Annotated in this window: 20 protein-coding genes; 18 read left to right on the top strand and 2 right to left on the bottom strand. The window is 36.0% G+C overall.

The genetic code is table 11. The features are described 5' to 3' along the window. Positions 1 to 26 precede the first annotated feature (26 nt). Positions 27 to 566, bottom strand: a complete 540-nt coding sequence (locus ACQKOG_RS16460; RefSeq protein WP_370078628.1) for a sigma-70 family RNA polymerase sigma factor — start codon at positions 564 to 566, stop codon at positions 27 to 29. Between the two features lie 516 nt (positions 567 to 1,082). Between ACQKOG_RS16460 and ACQKOG_RS16455 the strand changes: the two genes are divergently transcribed. The 9 genes from ACQKOG_RS16455 to ACQKOG_RS16415 all read left to right on the top strand — a co-directional run bounded on the left by ACQKOG_RS16455 (position 1,083) and on the right by ACQKOG_RS16415 (position 10,886). Further along, complete coding sequence (locus ACQKOG_RS16455; RefSeq protein ID WP_427447443.1) at positions 1,083 to 2,015, top strand: DoxX-like family protein; 933 nt, start codon at positions 1,083 to 1,085, stop codon at positions 2,013 to 2,015. Next, a complete protein-coding gene (locus ACQKOG_RS16450; RefSeq protein WP_427447442.1) occupies positions 2,012 to 2,623 on the top strand; it encodes a DUF4166 domain-containing protein in 612 nt (203 codons plus the stop codon). The genes ACQKOG_RS16455 and ACQKOG_RS16450 overlap by 4 nt, the downstream gene beginning before the upstream one ends. Next, positions 2,592 to 4,127, top strand: a complete 1,536-nt coding sequence (locus ACQKOG_RS16445; protein WP_427447441.1) for a YndJ family protein — start codon at positions 2,592 to 2,594, stop codon at positions 4,125 to 4,127. Before ACQKOG_RS16450 ends, ACQKOG_RS16445 begins: the two co-directional genes overlap by 32 nt. A gap of 70 nt (positions 4,128 to 4,197) precedes the next feature. Further along, the gene (locus tag ACQKOG_RS16440) at positions 4,198 to 4,635 is read left to right on the top strand and encodes a hypothetical protein (protein ID WP_370078636.1); all 438 of its coding nucleotides are present in this window, start codon (positions 4,198 to 4,200) and stop codon (positions 4,633 to 4,635) included. Positions 4,636 to 4,905: 270 nt separating this feature from the next. Next, positions 4,906 to 6,588 carry a methyl-accepting chemotaxis protein gene (locus ACQKOG_RS16435; RefSeq protein ID WP_427447440.1) on the top strand — a complete coding sequence of 561 codons (1,683 nt, stop codon included), beginning with the start codon at positions 4,906 to 4,908 and terminating at the stop codon, positions 6,586 to 6,588. A 261-nt stretch (positions 6,589 to 6,849) separates the two neighbouring features. Continuing rightward, on the top strand, positions 6,850 to 8,496 hold the full coding sequence (locus ACQKOG_RS16430) for a right-handed parallel beta-helix repeat-containing protein (RefSeq protein ID WP_427447438.1): 1,647 nt from the start codon (positions 6,850 to 6,852) through the stop codon (positions 8,494 to 8,496). Positions 8,497 to 8,960: 464 nt separating this feature from the next. After that, positions 8,961 to 9,152, top strand: a complete 192-nt coding sequence (locus tag ACQKOG_RS16425; protein ID WP_370078642.1) for a hypothetical protein — start codon at positions 8,961 to 8,963, stop codon at positions 9,150 to 9,152. Positions 9,153 to 9,400: 248 nt separating this feature from the next. Beyond that, positions 9,401 to 9,910: an RNA polymerase sigma factor gene (locus ACQKOG_RS16420; RefSeq protein WP_427447436.1), complete on the top strand. Its 510-nt coding sequence runs from the start codon at positions 9,401 to 9,403 to the stop codon at positions 9,908 to 9,910. After that, a complete protein-coding gene (locus ACQKOG_RS16415) occupies positions 9,894 to 10,886 on the top strand; it encodes an anti sigma factor C-terminal domain-containing protein (RefSeq protein WP_370078646.1) in 993 nt (330 codons plus the stop codon). Before ACQKOG_RS16420 ends, ACQKOG_RS16415 begins: the two co-directional genes overlap by 17 nt. A 40-nt stretch (positions 10,887 to 10,926) precedes the next feature. Here ACQKOG_RS16415 and aac(6') read toward each other — a convergent pair whose 3' ends face one another. Beyond that, a complete protein-coding gene (gene aac(6') / locus ACQKOG_RS16410) occupies positions 10,927 to 11,361 on the bottom strand; it encodes an aminoglycoside 6'-N-acetyltransferase (RefSeq protein WP_402871726.1) in 435 nt (144 codons plus the stop codon). Positions 11,362 to 11,458: 97 nt separating this feature from the next. Here aac(6') and ACQKOG_RS16405 point away from each other — a divergent pair, with 97 nt between their 5' ends. The 9 genes from ACQKOG_RS16405 to ACQKOG_RS16365 all read left to right on the top strand — a co-directional run bounded on the left by ACQKOG_RS16405 (position 11,459) and on the right by ACQKOG_RS16365 (position 16,946). Continuing rightward, positions 11,459 to 11,707: an isochorismatase family protein gene (locus ACQKOG_RS16405; protein ID WP_427447433.1), complete on the top strand. Its 249-nt coding sequence runs from the start codon at positions 11,459 to 11,461 to the stop codon at positions 11,705 to 11,707. A 100-nt stretch (positions 11,708 to 11,807) separates the two neighbouring features. After that, the gene (locus ACQKOG_RS16400) at positions 11,808 to 12,404 is read left to right on the top strand and encodes a class I SAM-dependent methyltransferase (protein ID WP_402871720.1); all 597 of its coding nucleotides are present in this window, start codon (positions 11,808 to 11,810) and stop codon (positions 12,402 to 12,404) included. A gap of 21 nt (positions 12,405 to 12,425) precedes the next feature. Beyond that, complete coding sequence (locus ACQKOG_RS16395) at positions 12,426 to 13,001, top strand: DNA-3-methyladenine glycosylase I (protein ID WP_402871717.1); 576 nt, start codon at positions 12,426 to 12,428, stop codon at positions 12,999 to 13,001. After that, positions 12,991 to 13,674, top strand: coding sequence for a DUF1963 domain-containing protein (locus ACQKOG_RS16390; RefSeq protein WP_427447431.1), 684 nt, complete (start codon positions 12,991 to 12,993; stop codon positions 13,672 to 13,674). The genes ACQKOG_RS16395 and ACQKOG_RS16390 overlap by 11 nt, the downstream gene beginning before the upstream one ends. 52 nt (positions 13,675 to 13,726) lie before the next feature. Further along, complete coding sequence (locus tag ACQKOG_RS16385; protein ID WP_402871711.1) at positions 13,727 to 13,927, top strand: hypothetical protein; 201 nt, start codon at positions 13,727 to 13,729, stop codon at positions 13,925 to 13,927. Positions 13,928 to 14,162: 235 nt separating this feature from the next. After that, the gene (locus ACQKOG_RS16380; protein WP_402871708.1) at positions 14,163 to 14,465 is read left to right on the top strand and encodes a hypothetical protein; all 303 of its coding nucleotides are present in this window, start codon (positions 14,163 to 14,165) and stop codon (positions 14,463 to 14,465) included. A 162-nt stretch (positions 14,466 to 14,627) separates the two neighbouring features. Further along, on the top strand, positions 14,628 to 15,017 hold the full coding sequence (locus tag ACQKOG_RS16375) for a hypothetical protein (RefSeq protein WP_402871705.1): 390 nt from the start codon (positions 14,628 to 14,630) through the stop codon (positions 15,015 to 15,017). A 69-nt stretch (positions 15,018 to 15,086) separates the two neighbouring features. Then, positions 15,087 to 15,707 carry an NAD(P)-dependent oxidoreductase gene (locus tag ACQKOG_RS16370; RefSeq protein ID WP_370078664.1) on the top strand — a complete coding sequence of 207 codons (621 nt, stop codon included), beginning with the start codon at positions 15,087 to 15,089 and terminating at the stop codon, positions 15,705 to 15,707. Positions 15,708 to 16,046: 339 nt separating this feature from the next. Beyond that, positions 16,047 to 16,946, top strand: a complete 900-nt coding sequence (locus ACQKOG_RS16365; protein ID WP_402871702.1) for a S16 family serine protease — start codon at positions 16,047 to 16,049, stop codon at positions 16,944 to 16,946. Positions 16,947 to 16,983: the final 37 nt, after the last annotated feature.

Below are 16,983 nucleotides of genomic sequence, written 5' to 3'. Positions count from 1 at the left end.
AACGTCCTTCGGGGATCGGAATCGCATTAATAACTCCTTTCAACGGATTGAACCCATTCATCTATATATGCCCCCTTTAATTGTTGTCGTAAAGCTTGTAAGCCTCGGCGAATATGCGTTTTCACAGTGCCCTCAGGACATTGTAAAATCGCTGCAATATCTTTTACCGAGTAGTCTTGATAAAAACGTAATAGTAAAACCGTTTTGTATTTTTCCTCTAGCTCGCAGAGAGAATGCCATAGATCAAGTTCTTCTTCGATATATGTAGGTGAAGTACTATTGAGATCCTCTAATGTATGTGGTTCAACAAGCTGTACCGAGTTTTTCTTGGCAAGATAGGTTTTACAGCAATTTATAATAATACGCGTTAACCAGGTAGAAAAATATTGAGGGTCGTTTAATTTAGGTAAGCCCTCATATGCACGGATAATGGTCTGTTGAAAAACTTCTACGGCGTCATTTTCATTTTGGACATAAACATAAGCCATTCGATATAACTTATGTTGCTCCTGCTCAATAAGCTGATAAAAAGCTTGCTCATCTCCGTTTTGTGCTAACTGTACCAATGATTCTTGCTTTGTAGTAATGAAAAACGCCTCCTTCCGACTATTAGACTTGGCAAACTATCATTTCGATTCAACTTTTTTTATTTTATGGGAATTTAATGGGTCATTTCCGAAAACAGGAGATTACTTTTGTTAAAGACTATACAATGCATATCAGTTGATCTTCGTTCTTGGCGACTCCTTGGGGATTAGCGATAGGGCAAGAAGGCTAAACCTGTGATAACGCTTTCGTGACCAACATCGTGTTAGCCCAAGACCCTGGAGCGAAGCGTGTGTTTTCTGTGCAAAAGGCGTATAGCTAACGTAGCAGCAACAAAGTTTTATCTGTGCGAAAGCGCTCAGTAGGAACGGGAATCAACCCTATGTTATGGTGTTGTTCCAATTTAATAGATAAAGTCCAATTTATGGTTAAAGATTAATTTATTGCTATAATAACATTAATAGAGTGGGATTTATGGAAGTTCATGGAAAGTAAACTAAAATAACTAATAAGCTTGTTTTAAGGAGGAAATAAAGATGAAGAAAAAGCCTATTTATGTGGAGCTGGATATACGAGCACCTATCGACGAGGCTTGGAATTATACCCAAAACCCTAAGCTGCATGAGCAATGGGATTTACGTTTTACTTCTATTACATATATCGATAAAAAATCTCCTGAAGAACCTCAGCGCTTTACCTATGAAACGAAGGTGATGCCAGGCATAGCAGTTAGTGGCTGGGGTGAGAGTAAAGGAGAGCATCATAAAAAAGATGGTACGAAAACATCCTCGTTACATTTTGGTACACCCCAAAAAATATCTCCAATTGCAGAGGGGAAAGGGTACTGGCGATATATTCCTAATGACCAGGGGCTCACATTTTTAACCCAGTATGACTATGATGTTCGCTACGGGAAACTAGGGAAATTATTTGATGCTGTGTTTCGTCCCGTAATGGGCTGGGCAACAGCTCTTAGTTTCGATGTTTTAAAAAGATGGCTTGAAAAAGGAGAAAATCCTTTTTCTCAGTATCGTCGCTTCTTTTTAACTATGCTCATTAGTGTGCTTTTTTGTTTTGTGTGGTTGTACCACGGTCTTGTACCGAAAATCATCGTACAACATCCTACTGAGGTGATGATGATTGAGAAATTACTAGGCGGGGCTTATAGTCAGTTGAATGGATCAAGTAACACTAGCCAAATAGTAAACTGGATTGGACTTGCGGAGATAATCTTTGCACTGTGTTGGCTATTGCCTCGAGGAAAGCGTTTATTGTTTGGTGTGCAAATAGTGTTATTTCCGTTTTTAACATTGGGTGCCGTTCTAGCAGATAAAACGATTGCTACTGCTCCGTTTAATCCTGTAACACTTAATGTAGCATTGTGGGTATTGTCCATTATCGGGTTGATTCTAAGTAAAGATATGCCTAGTGCCAAAAGCTGTAAACGAAAGCGAGGAGAAACAACATGACGATTTATCAAACTTTATTGGGAGAGGACTTTACTCGACTCCATCCGATGCTGCAGAAGCGTTATATGTTACCTGTAGATCAGCCTTTTTATGCTACTGGCGTAATGCATAAAATTGAATCTGGTACAAAGTGGCTGCGTCCTTTTTATGCGATAGCTACCAAAACTAAATTCCTGTTTCCTGAATCAGGCGACGGTGTTCCATTCTCAATTTGTAATACTTGTCGAGTATTACCAAGTGGAGAACTTGAAGTGTTATGGGAGCGTACTTTCAATTTTTCAACCAGAACTAGACATTTCGATGCGAGAATGACGATTGATCCAGTCCGAAAAATAGTCAAGGATTACTTAGGATCACCAGCTCTTTTTTATTCAGATTTACATTTTGCAGTGACACGGGAGGGGAGATTAATCATTCGTTCTGGTGTCCAACGGTTTGTAGTTTCCAAAATGGAATGTCCAATACCAAAAATATTAGAGGGGCGTGTAATCGTCGAGGAAGGATTTGATGACAAAAGGAATGTGTTTACGATTCATGTGTCCATCCATAATCCATTGATAGGGAGGCTGATGATGTATGCTGGTGAATTTACGCAACAATCTATGTAGTCCTGTCCTAATAGTAGGGCTTATGCTGTCGGTCGTTTGTTATTTGTTTAGCCCGCAGCCTGGATATATGTTGCTACTCACAGTTGCACAGCTGATCTTTGTTCCTGCGATGGTGAAAATGGTCATTTCCTTTAACAAAGCCGGTGATGCTATTATTGTCGCGATGATGCTTGTGATTACGATGCTACATTGGTGCTCTGAAGGTTGGATAGCCATCGTTCTCGTACTTATTTATGTTCTTTATACGGCGTTTATAGCTATACAAGGTGTGAAGCGATTTTTACAACGAGGCTTTACAAACATGGCGGAGATATCGATTGATGTGGGACTTATTTATATATTGATCGGTGGACTATGGTTTTTTGCTTTTATCGCAAACATCGATACAGGTTTTTCATCGTTAATAACGTGGTTAACAGCCATCCATTTTCATTACTCAGCTTGTTTATTAGCTATTTCTATAGGTCTTTTTGGGCGAATACATAATAGTAGATGGTACAATGCAGTCGTTATTATTTTATTGACAGGCCCACTTCTTGTTGCAATTGGTATAACGTTCTCTACAATAATAGAAATTATTTCAGTGACACTTTATATCGCTGCGATTTACAGTTTATTTTTCCTTGCTCTAAAAACGAAACTTCCTCGTGGACAAGGTTTACTGTTACGCATTTCCTATGGGTCTCTATGTATTACGATATTATGGTCGTTTATATATGCATTTGGATATGTAGGGATACCAGAAATGCTAAAATTCCATGGATTTATGAATGGTATTTTCTTCGGTAGTGTAGGGGTGCTGGCTTGGGCTATAGCTATTCCGGAAACTAAATTTCAACCATTTCATTTTCCAGTTAGCCAAATTAGGGGGAAATTGCGAGAACGAAAAGACCCGCACCCTGGTTTAGTCGATGCGCTTAGTGATTTTGTGGATACGACAAAGCTGCCACACATCATTCCACATTTTTATGAAGAAACCAATCAGTATCGTTTAATGGCATCTGTAAAGTGGAAAAGCTGGTTTAAACCGTTTGCTTTGATTTATCAAGGCTTAAGTCGCTTCATGCAACAGCTGAATTTACCCTTCTCCAGTAAGCAAATTGAGATGACAGGAATGGTTGTTAAAGTAGATGAGCTGCGCGATGGACGTCCAGCTCCACGTGCATGGATTCGTAAAATAGACAAACAAACAACCTTTGTCGCAATCTATTCAAAGCATACAACAGGACAAACCACCTATATGAATATTGCACTTCCACTGCCTTTCTCAACAATGATTGGGGTGTTACATTTACATGAAGATAATGGTGCTTTATATTTAACGAGTAATTACGATGGGGATGCTGGGATTTATTTAGCCATTAACCGTTTTTTATTTCAATTACCTTTACAGGAGCATTTTAAGATAAAGGCAGAAGATGAAACAACACTAACGGCTGTGCACAAGATGCGTATTTTCGGACTTCCCTTTTTAGAAATAAACTATCAAATAACAAGAAAATAGATCCTTATTGAAGGAATCTGCCTATCTTTACTAGAAGGTCATATAGACATAATAATAAAGGGGTGATTCGTTGCGATTAACTAAAGGGATTTCAGGTTTTGATGCAGGACATCTAATTGAACAGGATATGCGATCTTTCCAGTCGATGGTTTATCATTTAGTTACAAGTGAACAACGAGCAAAAGCTATCCAATTTATTGATCAGCCTCATTTTGTTTATATGCAAGCGGTGATTCAACTGGAAGATGAACGTTTGACGATACTTCATCATAGGCTGATGCCTTATATTGCGTTTGCTAAGTTTGATGAAGAGTTAATATTCCGATTTTTAACAAAATCTCCATTACACAAATATTTTCCGATGCGTAAATGCCTTCCTGCCGATACACTAAACACATTGTTGACGCAGGATAAGGAGTTGCACAGTTTATCTGAAGTGGAATGGAAATACATTTCACGCTTTGATAGTAAAACAATCGGAGATGTTATGTTTAATTATTGGGATTAATATTTAAATAGAAGGAACAGCTTACTTTTGAGGCTGTTCTTTTTGTGTGTCAAAAGTCCTGTTTGGTTTTTTTGGGGGTAGTCCGTCTGTCTGAAAATTTTGGCTTTAATAATCCGCTGAAAATTACATGAAAATCACCTAGTTATTTCATTTAATCTAGGGAAAATTCCAAATCAATCCAAACTTGGCTCGAGAGTGTTAAATTACTAATGGTGTGCAAATTATAACAATGCACATTAGATTGCATTTGGAAAGTAAGGAGAATTTGAAATGAATTTTAAATCAATAAGTAAGAGAATCGTTTTTTCCTTCAGCATTGTAGTAGCAGTAGTGGTTTTATATATTGGTTACAATTTTTATGCAGTCAACCAAAGCAACAGCGCAACGGAACAAATTATTGATGAAGAAATGCAATTATTAATTACAGATTATGAGGAAGCTCAGACGATAGGGCTAAGAATTGCAGCAGCTAGAGGGTATGTACTTTCTGGTGATGAAAAGTATAAGAAAATTTTTGAAGATAATGTCAAGCATGCTGATGACAATGAGAAACTACGTTTAGCAATATCAGAGACAGGTGATTTCAACAAATTTGCGGAAATGGCTAAAGAATGGAGCAGTTATGTTGAAAAAGAAGTATTTACTGTTTATGACCAAGGCCAAATTGAACAAGCAACAAAAAATTTAGCAACTATGAGTGATAAGGCTACGGAAATACGTGAAGGCTTTGAGGGGTTAGCAGAGCATCGTAAGCAATTGATTAATGCGACTGGTGCAGACATTGTCAGTGCAGGCGAGACTAAGCAGCTTACAGGAATAATCGTAGGTGTTGTGATTGTTATCATTGCTATCGTGATTGCATTATTAAGTGCTCGAATCATTTCTAGACCAATCATCGCTGTGACAAAACGTATGCAACGAATTACTGAAGGTGATTTAAGTGAGCCTGCACTTGTTGTGAAATCAAAAGATGAAGTAGGACGGCTTACAGAAGCGACTAATTCGATGTCCGATATTTTGAACCGTTTATTAAAGCAAATTCAAACCGTGTCTAATGATGTAGCTGCGCATAGTGAGGAGCTCATGCAATCAGCAACAGAGGTGAAAACTGGTACGGAACAAATTGTCGACACAGTCACTGAAATCGCGAGTGGCACAGAAGTGCAGGCAAGTAATGCATCAGATGTAGCTACAACAATGACAGAATTTACGTTGAAGATAACAGATGTCAATAATAGCAGTACGGATGTTCAGCAATATTCCCAAAATGTTATGGCTTTAACGAAAGAGGGCCAAAATTTAATGGACGCATCCACAGAGCAAATGACATCTATTCATCATATTGTGAAGGATGCAGTTTGTAAGGTGGACGAACTAAGTAAACAAACTCAGGACATTTCAAAAATCGTGGCAGTGATACAGGGTATTGCTGCACAAACGAATTTACTGGCACTTAATGCAGCGATCGAAGCGGCGCGAGCTGGGGAGAATGGTAAAGGATTTGCGGTCGTTGCAGATGAGGTTCGTAAACTCGCTGAACAAGTAGCAGTCTCAGTTGACGATATCACGGATATTGTACAAAAAATCCAAAAAGAATCGAACATGGTGACATCTTCACTGGAAAACGGCTATGAAGAAGTTGAAAAAGGTACAAATCAAATTACATCTACAAACGAAACATTCGGCCACATTGCAGAGGCAGTGTACTCGATGTCAACAAACATTGATAGCATGACGACAAAGCTAGAAGACGTAGTACAAAACACTGTCAATATTAATAAATCAGTGGACGAAATAGCTGCTGTATCAGAGCAATCCGCTGCAGGCATACAGCAAACTTCCGCAACGATCGAACAAGCAGCCAGCTCGATGGATGAAATCAAAAACAGTTCATCCAATTTAGCGGAAATGGCAGAGAGTTTAAACGACCTTGTTAGGAAATTTAAATTGTAATTTTGGACATGTATTTAATGCAGAATCATAATTAGACAGTAAATGCTCCATCGAAAATTAAGAATCAGTTAAACCAGCAATTGACGAGAAAAACGTTTAATTGCTGGTTTTTTATTGTTTGGTTTAGAAGGATGAAATAGAAGATATATGTATTGTCATCGCTCTAAATAAAAACCGGTTGTAAATTATTTGTACAAAATTGAATAATAGGAAGTTCAATGGGGATATAAATAAAAGAAAACCGACAATAGGAGTGTAGAGATGGCGACACTTGTTGTAAAGAGAAGTATTATGCACCGTTACCAAAGTATTGGGCAGGCGATTCAAGTGGCAGAGCCGGGGGATTTCATTGAAATCCGGGATGGGATATATGAAGAAAGCTTCGAAATTTCCAAAAGGCTGACACTTTATGGAGTGGGGAATGTGATCATTAAAGGTGGCGTATTTATCCGCTATCAGACACTTGTAAATATGCGAAACCTGCGTTTTACTCAAGGGAAGGGAATTTACGTAAAGGGCGATTTACAGCTAGAAAACTGTATTATTGAGCAACAAATGGTACAGGCACAAGTGACCGTAAGCTTCGGTAGTTTAATGATGAAAAATGTTGATATTTTAGCAAGCCCAATCAATCATTTTGGCCTAAATATCGATAATGGCTCAAGCGTTATTCTAGTGGATACAACGATCCAGCATCATGTTAAAGCTCAAATTAATGTGCAAAATAGTGAAATCGCATTGACTAATTGCATGCTGTTAGAAGGGCGAACGAATGGCATTTATGCAATACGGGATGTAAAAATGGAGCTTGTGGATTGTGAAATTCATGGACATAAAAAGGCACAAATTGTAGCAGCCTCCAGTACAATTTCAATGACCAATACACTTATTCACCAAGGGCAAGATGTAGGGGTGCAAGTTTTCGATAGCTCGAAACTAACGATGGATGGCTGTGAAATCAAACATCATCAAGACACGCAACTGGTTGTTCATCAAAGTGAGTTGTTGGTGACAGATTCTATCTTGACTGATGGTGTAGGGAATGGGCTTTATCTTGGTGAGAAATCTAAGGCGAAATTGTATGATTGTAAGTTCCATCGACATGTCAAGTCGCAGTTGTTAATTGAAAATAGTAAAGCGGAGTTTCGTACATGTAGCATAGATAAGGGAAAGGCGACAGGCGTTACGATTGTCAACGAAGCCGATGTATCGATGACTGAGTGTGATCTCCAAGAACACCCCCAATTTCACTTTATTATCGACTCAAGCGGGTTAAAGCTCAATCAGTGCAAGATCCGATTTGGGCAGGCAGGTGGTATTTATGGCAATGATCACGCCAAGATTACGCTGCACAACACAATAATTCAAGAGCTTCACAGTCATCATATTTATATAAACAATGCTCGACTATTTACTGATAATTGTACTTTTGATCACATTAGCGGAAATGCGATTACTTGTATTGATGCTATTTTTGAAGTTGTGAATAGTGAATTTAACAACTGTTATGATGGCCCATATGCAATAGTATGGTCTGATAAATCAATGGGGCGTATTGAGCATTGTACGATTGATAAAGCAGATCGTCCATTTTTAGCGATGTCCAATCAATCTTTACTTGAAATGGTGTACACAGATCTAACTGCTGTAAAAATACCTGCTATTGTACAGGGGAAGAGTCAGTTATTTATCGAAGGGTACACTAACGAGACAATATGGAAGACTGATGCAACGTCGAGAATAGTTAATTTGCCAGTCAATACTAGTGATCAGACAAAGAACGTAATATTAAATAAAGTAGATATAGTTGATATCCGAAAATTGGATGTAAAATTACGAATACCAATTGAAAATTTACAAAAATTTAACAAAAATATTTTGAAGAATAATATTAATAAAACAATGTAATAACCGAATAATAAAGTAGGATAAGTAGTTTCAATTATTTTGAAATTACTTTTTTCATGAGTTAAAAGTACTGTGATAACGGATAGTAATGTATGATTAAGATAAAAAAATATTAAAAAATGAGTATTATATTTGTTGTCTATATTCATTCAATTATACTTTCATATTTAGAAATTTAACCTGTGCCGCAGAATGTGAAAATTCGACAAAAGGGATTGTTATTTTTATAATAGAATTAAGTGAATACCAAAAATCGTTACATATACTTCATTAAAAATTATTATTGAATAATAATGATTTTTTATAGAGGTTGGAATTTTATTAAAATAAAGTAAAATTTGGATTAATTAAGTCCATATGTTATCCTGAAAATAGGTCATAAAATGGCTGTATTAGTTAATTGTTTAAGAAACTTGAGTAATGATTGTGAAATAATGAATGGATGAACTGGAGGTGAAAAAAGTATGTTTGGGCTTTCGAAAGAAGAAATTATGTTATTGCTTGAGAAGGTAGGATTAGAAGAAAAACAAAAAAATGCAATAGCGAACATCATGCATCTTAACAATAAGCGAATAGAGCAACAACTTGCATTTATTATCGACCTAGTAATTGATGAACGCGAAAGAAATATTTCAAACAATACATATTTAAATTAAAAATGACTTAGAAAAAGAAATTTAACTTTTTGACAAATTACATATTATTTAGTATCCAAAATAAAAGGATTTTTAAGGTTTGTGCTCTATATAGATCCTTCATATATTGAAAAAATATAAATCACAAGTGTGTAAAGAAAAGCACTTGTGATTTTTTTTTTTTTTTAAAACAACTGTATACATTTTAGGGTTTAATTGGTTATATAGTTGAGTTAACTACGAAATGGATATCCAAAAGTTGGTGAAGTATGAATAATGAGTGGGAGCGTCTATTGCTAGCGCATGCAGAAGTCGTTTTCAAATATTTGATAAAAATAGGGGCTACAAAAGAAGATGCAGAGGACGTAGTGCAAGAAGCAATCATTAAAACAATTGAATGTCTGTCTACAATTCGACATGATAATTTACGAGCTTGGTTATTTAAGGTCGCCCTTAATCGTTACTATACGTTGTATAACAAGCAAAAGCGCACAACATTAATTGGTGATGATGAAATTGAAAAATTAAAAACTGTATTGGATGATGCAGAGCAACATTTTTTACAAAAAGAGAAAAATGCAAAGATTAATGAAGCCTTGTTGGCGCTACAGCCAACATTTCAGCAATTGCTTTTAATGAAATACGATATGGAGTTATCCTATAAAGAAATTGCTACGATTCTAGCGGTGAGTGAGTCGCATGTAAAAACTTATTTACAGCGAGCACGTAAAGCATTTAAAAAACAATGGGAGGCGTTAGAAGATGGACAACCTTTTTAATACAGAACAGATGAAAAAAACAATGAAAAAAGCACAACGTTGTGCAACATGGAAAACAATCATTATTACGTTATGCGTCATCATTGTGACATCGTTTGCTGGGAAATTAGCTAATGATGCAATTACTAGTTTTTTGCAATTCCATGCACAGAATTCCTTTAATACACTACATCAAGTAAAAGGAGCGAATGAGTTTATTGGGACAACGAAGAATTACCCTGGCATTTTAGGCGGTGAAACACATTATAAAACGTTTAAATACATTGAAGGTAAAATCGTTCCTACTGGAGATGACACGTATGGCTACGGTCTTTTTCGAGATGAGATACTTTATGAAGGATCTATTTCTCCTCTTCCATTTGGAAAGAGCGGCAGGGAAGGAGATTTAGATGTTCAGCGTTACAATGAGCTTGGACAGCGCGAAATGTTGTTTTTCTATCCATTTTTAAATTATAAAAAGACACGAAATGATTTAGCGTTGTTGCCTCAAATTAGTGACGATAAAATTATGGAGATTGCTCTATCTTTTGATAAAGGCTACACAGTGCAAGAAGCGCTTGCAAAGCTGCCGAAAAATGTGACTACTTCTTGGTTATGGGTGAAGGATATTAACGAATCAGATGACAATATTGTTAAGATTATCAATAGTGATGGAACAGTTGAGAAAGGGGATTATCTTTTGCGTTCAGAACAAAATGTATATGGTTTTTCACTTTTAAACATGAACGGTGATTTAGAAGAGAACCCAGCTGAGCTATTTGTGCGTGAACTAACTAGTGGAACTAGACAAAAATCAAGTTTACAAGATGAGTATAAACGGTTAGAAAAAGAAATTGGTGGTGCGGATGGTCTATCAGTAAAAGATCTTGTGATATATGGGGCTGTCGTAACTGGAAATACGAAGACACTTTCAAGCTTACAAAATCTTGATTATATTAAAGCATCCTCAATCGGAGTTATAACAGATAAGTATTGACATTTGAATAAGGTCATCCCATAGAAGGATGACCTTGTTTTTACAATTCCTTCGTAAAACAAATAATGCGGTTTGCCTCGGTGAAATCTAATTTAAGATGGACTGCTAAACTTTCGAGATTTTGCATTTCACAATCACTCGCGAATTCTTTACATCCTTTATGTTTAGCCCAATGCTCACAGCTCTCAATAAGCAGCTTTGCAAAGCCTTTCTGTCGATATTGTTTTTTTACGAAGAGCCCTTCTAAATAGCCAACTGGGCTAGAGTGGGTACCTTCAACATAATCTGTTCGGAGTTGACATTGTGCAAAACCGACTGCTTCCTCATCCTCGTAGGCAAGGAAAATCGTAGCGTTTTCAGCATTAATTAGTTGCGTCATCTCCTCACTAAATTCTTCTAACGAATGATTTGGCCAAAGTTGTAGTGCTAATAATGCTGCTGTTTGAGCATCTTCCATAGTGGCTTGTTTAATCATATTGAGTCTCCTTTTTATAAAATGGTAAAAATTGAAACTTTTGATTTTATTAAACGTAAAAAATATAAGATATAAAAATACAGGGAGGTTACTATTTTTGAAGCAAGCGTTAATGATACTTGATATTCAAAGTGATTACTTTAGTGATCAAGCTCGAATGCCTATCGCCAAGCAACAAATTGAGTCAACTATAAATTGCATTAATGACCTGATAAAAAGAGCTGAAAAGTCAAATGTCCCTATCCTCTATATTAGGAATGGATTTGAGCGAATGCAATTACTTTCCAACCTTTTAGGAAAATTCACTGCGTTAAAAGGCAGTAAAGGTGCTGAATTGGATGAATGATTATTAAGATCTAATGGTGTCTGTTTTTCAAAAAAATAAAGCGGACGCAATTATACCGAGGCATAATTGATAAGTAAAAATGACAAGGGGGAAATTTGAAATGACGCTTTTACAACGATTAATTGAGCAAGCTAAAAACCCAAGAGGATTCGTGGGCTCATTGATGTTACGAATTATGAATAAGGCTCATAGTGGTATGAATGCTTGGCTAATGAAATATGAAGCCATAAATGATGGTAATATTGTATTAGATATTGGCTGTGGAGGCGGAAAAACACTTCAATCCTTATCGAAAATTAATCCAAGTGGTAAAATCTATGGTATAGACTTTTCTGTGCAAGCTGTCAAAGACTCTATAAAAACAAATCAAATGGATGTAGCAAATGGAAAAGTGATCGTGACGCAAGCAAGTGTTTCAAGCATTCCGTACACAGATAAGTTTTTCGATACGATTACAGCGTTCCAAACGCATTATTTTTGGCCAGACTTGGCAAATGATGTGAAAGAAGTATTTAGAGTGTTGAAGGACGATGGTAAGTTTATTATAATTTCGGAGCTCTATAAAATTAATTATCATATGAAAGCCTATAAAACAAAACCTGAAATCAAGCAGTTGTTTGAAAGTGTTGGGTTTCAAACCGTTACTATACGGGAAAACACACAAAAAGGATGGCTTTGTATAACAGGGATTAAATGATACATAAAATGGAGGATATAAATGAAAAGATGTGACTGGGTAAAGTTAGATGAACCTTTATATGTTGAGTATCATGACAAGGAATGGGGTATTCCCGTCTATGATGATCAGCATTTATTTGAGATGCTCTGTCTAGAAGGGGCACAAGCTGGACTTAGCTGGTGGACAATTCTACAAAAAAGAGAGGGCTATCGTGCAGTTTTCGATCAATTTGATGCTTCGAAAATCATACTCTATACGGATGACAAGCTACAGGAGCTTCGTCAGGATTCTCGCATCGTTCGTAATAAGCTTAAAATTGCTAGTGTTGTGACGAATGCTCAAGCTTTTCTACGGATACAGGAGAAATATGGATCCTTCTCTGAATATATTTGGGGCTTTGTGGATCATCAGCCGATCATCAATGAATGGTCGTCCATAGCAGATGTACCTGCTACAACAGAAATTAGTGAACGAATGAGCAAGCAATTAAAAAAAGACGGCTTTAAATTTGTTGGAAGTACGATTTGCTATTCATTTATGCAGGCTACTGGGATGGTTAATGATCATGTCGTAGATTGTATTTGTCGCAGTGAGGGTTCAGTTAATGAAAATTGATGAAATTAAGTCACAGCTAGTGAGACAGGCAACAATCTTTAAAACAGGTGGGGTTAGACCTACACATGACATGCTAGAAAGCTGGATTGGCTATGTAGGATGGTCATTACCTGGAGAACAGAGGCCACAAGGGTTTCAGCCATTAGCAACATTATTTTTAAAGGACCTTTCTTTTGTGCCCGTATCACTAAAGCATATTGAGCTACTAACATTATTTATGAATGAAAAAATATTTGATCACCTCATAGAAGATGATTTCAGCCGTTTTTTTGAAATAAGAGCATATACATCTATAGAAGGATTAATCCAGCAAAATTGGCAGCATGACCGTATTCGCGCTTTCCCGCTTATTCCAAAACATATTGATAATGATTATCCGACATGGGATGGAGGAGGGATTCCATCTGATGTGGAGGATGAAATTTTGAGGCTAGAGCACGAGGAGGATTTTGAATACTTCGATGATATCGTAAAGGAAATATACGCTATTCATAAAATAGGTGGCTATCCAGCTTTTTGTCAAAGTGGTCATGATTACGGTGAGGACTTTCCCTTTGTATTACAGATTGCCTCAGACGAGAAGGCAAATTTCAATATCGTCGATAATGGAAATTTCTATTTCTTTTTTAATCCAGAACTAAAAGAATGGCGTGTTCATTGTGATTTTTATTAGCGGTAAAAGTATTTTAGATACATCCGTGATGACATGATTAGGAGGAATAATGATGAGGAGGCAAACTTCCGAAATTAGAAGAGTAAAGAAGGTGAAGAAAATGGAAAACAAAACAGTTATAAAGAGCGGTATTAGTTTTGGCTCCGTATTGGCCATTACTATTTCTTGGAGTGTTAATCATTCGATATTATGGGCAATCATACATGGTTGTTTTAGTTGGTTGTATGTCATCTATTATGCAGCACGCTACTAACATAAACAATGACTAGCATGTGGAATCCATTCAAAGAAGCGGGATGATGTTGAACCTAACGCTGTGCAATTGTTTAGCGATACATTGCATCATATACATACAATAGTGAATGTGTGCTATTCATAACATTTGAGCATTTAGCATAAATAACTAAGTGCTCTTTTTTCGATGAAAAGCTCATATTAAGAAAGATTGCTGACATCTTTCCATGTATCGTAGAAGAAAGGTTGATAGGATGACACATCAAGTGACCGCCACAAGCAATATTGATTTTAATGCTACAGGTGTTGATGAAATATTACAAAATGTAGCTTATATACTATCTACTTTCGTAATATCTTGCCCTTTTTACAGAGATTTTGGTTTAAAACTAGACACTCTTCCACCTTTCCAGCTTGTCAAAAGACGTAACACCGCACGTCTTTTGGAAAGCATTCAACGTTTCGTGCCACGAGCTATAGTAATAGATGTTGATTATGTTGGAGATGCATATGTAGGAAAATTAGAACCTGTTGTGAAAGTCATCGTAAACGAGTAAACGATTAGGGTGAATGTTGTCCCTTTGCCAGGCTATTTAAATGTTAGCCTGGCAAATATTATAAGGATTATTAAACAAATAGTTCATACTGGGCCAGTGGGATTTATTCATTATTTAATATGATTAGCGTATTCTATTAAAAAGATGAAATGGAGAGAAAATATGAGAGGATTAATAAAAGGCCTTTTTATTTTATTTTCCTTGGTGTTAGTAACTGCAGCATTGCTTAAGTATAATCAACCTTCATATGAAAGACCCATTCAAAAAAATCCCGATACAAATTATAGTGAAGAAATTGGTGAAAAATTACAAAGCACGAATTTTACAGAAAAAATTATAGTAGCGTTACGAGCAGCAGGCTATTTTCCAGATAGTATGATTAGCTACTTAATTGAATCTCCAAATAATCAAGTAATGACTATACAATTACATAATCTGGATAAACTTGAAAAGAGTACAGAAAGCGAAATCCAAAATATCGTCAACAGTATTGCAGAAACTAATGATCTTCAACAGTTTCTTGTTAATATCAGACTTACTGATGTTCATTAACCACGCTAAGAGACCTCTAAATAGTTACAAAAAATTTGTATGCTATAATCAAGAAAAGAGGTGATCATAGTGAGGATTTTAGTTTTAGGTGCCACTGGGCGCGTGGGTAGCCATATTGTTTCCCTAGCGTTACGAGATGAACATAGCGTTACAGCTTTAGTTCGTCACCCAAATAAGCTACAAATAAATGATGAAAATTTACATATTGTACAAGGAAATGTTTTAGAAAAACAAGATATAGAAAATGTCATGGCGAATGTTGATATTGTGATGAGTGCATTAAACACAGATGGCACTAATACATTAACTGAAAGTATGCCGCTAATTCTTGATGCAATGGAAAAAGAGCACGTAAAAAGAATTATAACTGTCGGAACGGCTGGTATTCTACAAAGTCGATTGACTCCAAGTATTTTACGTTATCAATCGAGCGAATCCAAAAGAAAAACAACCATTGCGGCAGCGGAACATCATAAAGTTTATCATTTCTTGAAGAACTCTAATACTGATTGGACAATCGTCTGTCCGACATACTTACCCGATGGTGAATATACAGGTAGCTATCGTATCGAACGAGACTTTTTACCGGATGGTGGGGTAGAAATATCTGTAGCAGATACCGCAGAGTTTGCATATCAACAAATTCAGAGTAAGGAATATGTAAAATCACGTGTAGGTATTGCATATTAGATTTTCAAACAAATGCGTAATTAAGTATAAGAAGAGGACAAAAAGAAACTGAAAAAAGGTTGGTAGAACTTTGGAGGCGTTAATCGATAAGGATTAACGCTTTTTTGTTGTAAAGAATTGTTACCTAAAAATGGAAATAAGTAAAAATCAATTAGAATGTTGATTGAACGTAAACTAAAGCTCTAATGGACTCAGTTGTTAAAAAGATGCTAGCTATAGAAAATGACTCATTTTTCGAATAAGAAGGATTCTCAGGGTATTTCTGGAATAAATAAACTGAGATGTGAAATTACATGTAAGGTCCTAAAGTTAGAAAATAGACGAATATTAAAGTAAGGAGTGGATAATATTTCTAATCGTAAAAGAAGTTTGCTTTATATCGTGACTATCTTTTTAATATTTCTTTATTATGGTGTAATTTTATTTTTGTATCTTCAAGATGTAATAGGTGGAATTTCTTTTGTTGCTTTATTATTGATTAATTTTATCATCTTATTAATAGCTCGGATCTTACTGAGAAACAAAATATATAAAAGAAAAATCACGCTCGCTACTTGCATGATGTTCTTGCTGTTTTGCTTCGAATTGCCTCTTATATTTTATGAAGGAACTTCTCATGTCGCATACATATACACTGAGCCATTACATGCCAAAGGTAGTGAAATCTATTTAATAGGCGTAAATAGAGTAGATTTTCAATTAATGGAGAGTATTCAATCTGTTGAAGATCTTTTAAATAAACAGCAAGTTCCTTTTATAGATGTGGATGAAATTACGAATTTTGTTCTGTACAAGAGCAAAAACCAGCAAATATTAAAGTGGCTTCATCTTCAAAAGAATGAAGCAGAGCAAATGAAAGACAACGTTAATCATTATCTAGGTAAAGAAGATGTCCGTATTAATGAATTTTTTAATCAGGATAATATTGGTGGAAATAGTGCTGGGTTAGGGCTAGCACTAACAGGACTCATTATACGAGGCGATTTACAAAACAACGTAGCCATTGCAGTGACTGGGGCAATAAGCGAAACGGGTGACGTCTTACCTATAGGGGTACTAAAAGAAAAAATGCTAATCGCAGAAAAATACGGTTTACCGTTTATGATTATTCCCACTAAAAATGCCGAAGAAGCCGCACAGATTCAAAAGGAACAAAATATCGACATAAAAATTTTGAATGTGACTCATATTGATGAAGCTGTTCAACTAATTAATGAAATGAACGATAAAACTAAATGAATATAAGGCGTCTTATGACGTCTTTTCTTTTTGCCAA

This window comes from Lysinibacillus sp. NPDC093216 (assembly GCF_050280325.1).
GTDB lineage: Bacteria > Bacillota > Bacilli > Bacillales_A > Planococcaceae > Lysinibacillus.
Note: the sequence above shows the minus strand (reverse complement) of the source record. Positions and strands in the feature narration are given on the sequence as shown.